At 44.2% G+C, this 5,659-nt stretch carries 6 protein-coding genes; 3 read left to right on the forward strand and 3 right to left on the reverse strand.

Going from position 1 to position 5,659, the window contains the following annotated elements:
- Positions 1 to 271: 271 nt before the first annotated feature.
- From NSB03_RS19700 to NSB03_RS19710, 3 genes are all read right to left on the reverse strand, one after another.
- A complete protein-coding gene (locus NSB03_RS19700; RefSeq protein WP_024988769.1) occupies positions 272 to 1,645 on the reverse strand; it encodes an FAD-dependent oxidoreductase in 1,374 nt (457 codons plus the stop codon).
- Between the two features lie 195 nt (positions 1,646 to 1,840).
- Positions 1,841 to 2,680 carry an AraC family transcriptional regulator gene (locus NSB03_RS19705; protein WP_024988770.1) on the reverse strand — a complete coding sequence of 280 codons (840 nt, stop codon included), beginning with the start codon at positions 2,678 to 2,680 and terminating at the stop codon, positions 1,841 to 1,843.
- Between the two features lie 2 nt (positions 2,681 to 2,682).
- Positions 2,683 to 3,165, reverse strand: a complete 483-nt coding sequence (locus NSB03_RS19710; protein ID WP_121767111.1) for a cytidine deaminase — start codon at positions 3,163 to 3,165, stop codon at positions 2,683 to 2,685.
- A 111-nt stretch (positions 3,166 to 3,276) separates the two neighbouring features.
- On the opposite strand from NSB03_RS19710, the gene NSB03_RS19715 reads away from it, so the two are divergent.
- The 3 genes from NSB03_RS19715 (at position 3,277) to NSB03_RS19725 (ending at position 5,557) form a co-directional block, all read left to right on the forward strand.
- Positions 3,277 to 4,182 carry a glucosaminidase domain-containing protein gene (locus NSB03_RS19715; protein WP_257466599.1) on the forward strand — a complete coding sequence of 302 codons (906 nt, stop codon included), beginning with the start codon at positions 3,277 to 3,279 and terminating at the stop codon, positions 4,180 to 4,182.
- A 239-nt stretch (positions 4,183 to 4,421) separates the two neighbouring features.
- Positions 4,422 to 5,126 carry a CDP-alcohol phosphatidyltransferase family protein gene (locus NSB03_RS19720; protein WP_024988771.1) on the forward strand — a complete coding sequence of 235 codons (705 nt, stop codon included), beginning with the start codon at positions 4,422 to 4,424 and terminating at the stop codon, positions 5,124 to 5,126.
- On the forward strand, positions 5,123 to 5,557 hold the full coding sequence (locus NSB03_RS19725; protein WP_024988772.1) for a GtrA family protein: 435 nt from the start codon (positions 5,123 to 5,125) through the stop codon (positions 5,555 to 5,557). The genes NSB03_RS19720 and NSB03_RS19725 overlap by 4 nt, the downstream gene beginning before the upstream one ends.
- Positions 5,558 to 5,659: the final 102 nt, after the last annotated feature.

Genomic DNA, 5,659 nt, shown 5'->3' on the forward strand with positions numbered 1-5,659 from the left:
GACTATGTGACGAATAAAAACAGGTCGGTAAAGCCTATCTAACATAATCTCAGGAAAATTTAAACAGGCTCTTATAAAAACAAAAGCTTTGTTTATAGTTTGAGATTAGTGCATAAAAAGTTTAGTACTAATCCAAAACAAGTTTGCTGGTAAGCTATATGAAGTTTGTTACTAATTGATTGGCTCATACGCTATACCTTTCCATACAGAAAGAAGGCTTTCAACGATATCGCTGAAAGCCTTTATCCTTTTGTTCCCTTTTGCTATGTCTTTATACATCAAATAATTGATTCAATCCTTCGCTCATGCTGGGATGAGTGAAGATGCAATCGCGTAGAAAAGCAGCATCTTGTCCGGTTTTCATAGCCATAGCTACGCTGTTGATTATCTCCGGGGCATCGGCACAAAACAGCGTGCATCCCATAATCTTTCCGCTGTGGCTGTTCACAATAGCTTTCAGCATACCGTCTGTCTGTTGCAATGTGTGCGAACGGACTACGGAAGTGGCCGATAAGTGGGAAACCTTAAAGGAATAACCTCTTTTCAGTGCTTCTTCTTCAGTGAGACCGATGTGAGCCAGCGGCGGGTCGATAAATACTGCGTACTGAACGGGGGCACGGTCGCCGATATCCCGTTTTTTATCTCCGAAGAGCTGGTCGCGGATAATCCGGAAGTCGTCCAGTGAAAGATAAGTGAATTGCGGGCCGCCCTTCACGTCGCCCATTGCCCATACATGAGGAGCGGTAGTGCGCAACTGGTCGTTTACCACGATAGCTCCGTGGGCATCCACTTCCACGCCTGCCGCTTGCAGGTTCAATCCTTCAATCATCGGTTTCCGTCCGGTAGCGATAAGGATAGCGTCACCGTCCACAAAGTAAGGAGTGCCGTCGGACACATCCGAATAGGTCAGTGTCACACCGTCATTCGTGTCATGGATAGATTGTGCACGGGCATTGAGATGAATCTCTATGCCTTTTCTTTCCATCACCTCTCTGACGCTTTGGGCAATATCCTGGTCGTTGCGAGGCATGAAACGGTTGCCGCTTTCGAGGATAGTCACTTTACTGCCGAATCCGGCATACATCGAAGCAAATTCCAGTCCGATATACCCGCCGCCTACGATAATCAAGTGTTTGGGCAGGACGTTCGTATCCAGAAGAGTGGTACTGGTGTACACATGCTGGCTTTCCTTGAGTCCTTCGATTGCCGGAATAATGGGAGTAGAACCGGTATTGATGAAAATCTCTTTCCCTTGCAGTTCTATATCCCCGTCAGGGAGTGCCACTTTCAGGGTATTGGCAGATATGAAGGAAGCTGTCCCAGTGTAGACAGTCACATTCGGGCGTTTACTTAACTTTTCGTAATTGTTTCCTCTGAGAAAAGAGGTCAGACTGTTTTTACGGGAAATAGCTTGTTTATACATATTTGCCTGTTTCGGAAAATCCTCATAATACAGAAGGGAAGAAATCTCCGCTTCGTGTATCAGAGTTTTTGTCGGGATACAAGCAATGTTCGGACAAGAGCCTCCATACATCATATCGGAGCGTTCGACGACGGCGATTTGCCATCCCCGGTTTGAAAGTTCGGCAGCCAGTGTTTTTCCTGCCTTGCCGAACCCTATAATAATAGCATCATATTGTTTCATAACTTCTTTATTTAACGATTTGTATTAGACTATATAACAGTCTGAAAATACGATTTGTTCCGTTGCCCCAAGAAGTCAGAAACCTCTACAGTAGTGTGATTAGTCTTTTTTAAGTGTTTTGAGTACGCATTGTGACGAGTCGGCCAGAAGTACTATGGTGCCACAACTTTTCAGACTTGAGGTGGTATCCCCTTATCAATTCTTCCCTTCCAGAGTGTTTCTGAATTGTACGGCGCTCTGTCCCGTCATATTTTTGAAGAAACGGCTGAAAGAAGCCTGGTCTTCGAATCCCAGAATATCGGCAATTTCCTTGGCGCTTTTGTTACTGTAAAGCAAGAGGCGCTTGGCTTCCGCTTCCACCCGTTCGTGAATTACACGGAGCGGAGAGGGTAGTTTGCAAGTGGAAAAGATATTTGATAGTGTCTTGGGTGATTTGTGCAGCATGTCGGCATAATCCTGCACCTGCTTCTTTGTCCGGTAATGTTCGTCAACGAGATTATAGTACTGGCGTACAATCTCGAAACCGGATTCTTTTTCACGGGTAATATTCATGCGATGGCGTGCAATCCGGGTACACTGGATGATGAACCTCTTCAGCAATATACGCAGCATCTCTTCCTGCAAGTTGTCGGAAACGGTGAATTCGTTTTCTAACGCCGCAGTGATGGCATCCAGTTCCCTGCGCTCTTTCTCATTCAGCGTGAAACGGATGAGATGGGACGAACCGTTGAAGAGGAAGCCGCTGCATGATACCTCATGGTCGTTGCCATAAATACAATAGAAATTGCTGTTAAACAGTAAAGTCAGGTAATCGCCGTCGATTGATTTGAATTCGAGATGTTGCAGGTGAGTCAGTGAAATCACTTCATCTTTGGCAAGCACCATTTCCTGGTGGTCTATCTCTGCCGTGATGCTTCCGTTGCGTACCCATATAAACTTATAAAGTCCTTTTTCTTTCTGCAATGCTTTCTCCGTCAGGTATGAATCCGTAAGCGCGAGCGTTCCTTTTAGTTTGGTGTGATATTGCTGTAACATGGCTAATCCTCCATTGCTGAGGCGTCAAATGATAACGGTAATAAATCGCCTATACTTTTTATTTCGTAAATACACTCTTTGCCATAGAGCAAGATACGGATGGGATGTCCATATCTCTTTTCCGTTTCTAAAATTACCTGGCGGCAAGCACCACAGGGCGGAATCGGGCGGTCTATAAAGTCTTTTTCGGTTCTTGCGGCAATGGCAAGGGTAACGACCGGCTGGTCGGGGTATTGGGAATTGGCGTAGAATAGGGTTGTGCGTTCCGCGCAGAGTCCCGACGGATAGGCGGCATTTTCCTGATTCGTTCCTGTTACCACGGTGCCGTCGCCTAACAGTGCGGCAGCCCCCACCGAGAAACGGGAATAAGGGGCGTAACTGCGTGCTGTTGCATCCATGGCTGCTGTCATAAGTGCCCGGTCGGTTTCATTCAACTCATTATATTGATATACTTTAATAACTGCGGTAATTATGAGGTCTTTCATATACGTTGGAGTATTGGTTTCTAACAATTAATGTTACAAAGTTAGGAAAGAGATTGATAATCCCAATTATTTTTCAGATTTTTGTGTCCTATAATCCACATCTGAATTAAAATGGAGAACAAATTACATAGGCTTGTCTTTTTAACTATCGTATTCTTTTTTGCCATAGGAGTGCAGGCACAGAAACGGAATGCCCGTTACGTCGAATATATAAATAAATATAGTGATTTGGCTGTTGAACAGATGAAGCTTCATCAGATTCCCGCCAGTATCACGCTGGCGCAAGGACTGCTGGAAAGTGGTGCGGGATACAGCCAGTTGGCACGAAAAAGCAACAACCATTTCGGTATCAAATGCGGTAGTGCTTGGCGGGGACGTACAGTCCGTCATGATGACGATGCACGCAACGAATGTTTCCGTGCCTACAAGCATCCGCGTGATTCCTACGAAGACCATTCCGATTTTCTCAGAAGAGGCGCCCGCTATGCTTTTCTTTTCAGACTGGATATCACCGATTATAAAGGCTGGGCGCGCGGACTGAAAAAAGCAGGCTATGCCACCGACCCTTCCTATGCCAATCGTCTGATTACGATTATTGAAGATTACGATTTGTATAAATACGACCGCAAAGGCGTTTACTCGGAACGTAAGTTGCGGAAGAACCCTTGGCTGATGAATCCGCATCAGATTTATATTGCCAATGACATAGCTTATGTCGTTGCCCGTAGCGGGGATACTTTCCAGGATTTAGGCAAGGAACTGGACATTAGCTGGAAAAAGCTCGTGAAGTATAACGACTTGCATCGTGAATATACATTAATGCCGGGAGATATTATCTATTTGAAAGCCAAAAAGAAGAAAGCTTCCAAACCTCATACCGTATATATCGTAAAAGACGGTGATTCCATGCATGGCATTTCTCAGAAATATGGTATTCGTCTTAAGGACCTGTATAAGATGAACCGCAAGGATGGTGAATATGTTCCGGAAATAGGAGACCGTTTGCGTCTGCGATAGAGACTGCTCTCGAAAGTTCCGAACTTCGAAAGCTTAATGATTCGCTCATGTGTTGTTATTCTTGATATGCTGATGCGCCACGGATGTACATTCTCCCTCTGTACATATGTCGGTGTATGGACCGAATTTCGGATTATTTTTCCTTGACGGCACTTCAAAGTGTTAAATAGCCTCAAAAAGAAGTTGTGATATGTCCACATTTGTGGTAATAAGATTTACTTTTGCATAAAAAATTAGGAATGGGAAAAGAATCGTCGAATAGGATACAGACTTCATTGCTCAATGCAATGGAGAAGAAAGCATTGATTTGGATGGCAGAAAGACAGCCGTTGTGGATGACATCGGATACGTTGACATACATCGGATTGTTGGGTGCCGTTATTTGTGGGCTGGGTTTCGCTTTGGCTCATATAGATAAAAATTATTTATGGATTTCATCATTGGGGCTGGTTATCAATTGGTATGGCGACAGCCTTGATGGAACGTTGGCACGCGTACGTCACACGCAGCGTCCCGTTTACGGATTCTTTATCGACCATACGTTGGATGCGGTGACTATTTGCATCATGTGTATCGGTGCCGGCATTTCTCCCATGTTCAGGCTTGATGTAGCCATGTTGGTGTTAGCGGGATACTTGGTGCTTTCCATTTATACATATATTTCCACGATTATCAAAGATGAGTTCCGGCTCACTTATGGTAGCTTCGGACCTACGGAATTCCGGTTGGTAGTCATACTCATCAATACTGTGTTTATGTATACTCCTTTGTCATCAACTATCTACACTATTGCCGGGCAGACATTGGGTATATTTGATATTGTCGGCTTGCTGATAGCCCTTTTCCTTTTCGGAGCATGGCTCAGCCAATTTCTTATAGATCGTCGTATCCTTTCCGAACGCGATCCGTTGAAACCCTATAACCCCGGAAAAAAGGAGGATTGATAATTTTGCGTACTTATTTGGAATTTGTAGTGAGCCGTCTGTTCGGCACAGGAGTCGATACGTTTGTATTGTGGATATGTTCTCATTATTTGTTTGAGGAATATTGGGGAGTATATATTGTTTCTCCCGTGATTTCGTTCGAATTTGCTGTGATGAGCAATTTTATCTGCTCCTATTGCTGGATATGGAAAAACCGCATAAGTGGTAGGTGTGTGCGCGATTTTTGGGTTCGTTTTTTTGTGTTCAATCTCTCTTCTATAGTAGCTTTTCTAGTGAAAATGCTGTTCTTGCTGATTTTTGAGAAGATGTTCGGGTGGGGGGTGATATGGTGCAACTTTGCAGCGTTGCTTATCTCCGGATTGCTTAATTATTTTTTGGCAGATACGGTAGTGTTTCGCAAGTGCTTTGTATCTACAAAGCACGAAGCTTGACGATGATGATATATGTTGTTTAAACAAAAGAAGGTGTGTCAAAATGCGCACCTTCTTTTTTTATGCACAAAGCCCCTACTTTCACAAGCTGGGGCTTTGTTA

Origin of the sequence: Bacteroides acidifaciens (assembly GCF_024623065.1) — a bacterium.
Classification (GTDB): Bacteria; Bacteroidota; Bacteroidia; order Bacteroidales; family Bacteroidaceae; genus Bacteroides; species Bacteroides acidifaciens.

What these genes read in the sequence shown, in the direction of transcription:
- NSB03_RS19715 (WP_257466599.1), top strand. Translation starts at nt 3,277, where the DNA reads ATGGAGAACAAATTACATAGGCTTGTCTTTTTAACTATCGTATTCTTT.
- NSB03_RS19700 (WP_024988769.1), bottom strand. Translation starts at nt 1,645, where the DNA reads ATGAAACAATATGATGCTATTATTATAGGGTTCGGCAAGGCAGGAAAA.
- NSB03_RS19710 (WP_121767111.1), bottom strand. Translation starts at nt 3,165, where the DNA reads ATGAAAGACCTCATAATTACCGCAGTTATTAAAGTATATCAATATAAT.
- NSB03_RS19705 (WP_024988770.1), bottom strand. Translation starts at nt 2,680, where the DNA reads ATGTTACAGCAATATCACACCAAACTAAAAGGAACGCTCGCGCTTACG.
- NSB03_RS19720 (WP_024988771.1), top strand. Translation starts at nt 4,422, where the DNA reads ATGGGAAAAGAATCGTCGAATAGGATACAGACTTCATTGCTCAATGCA.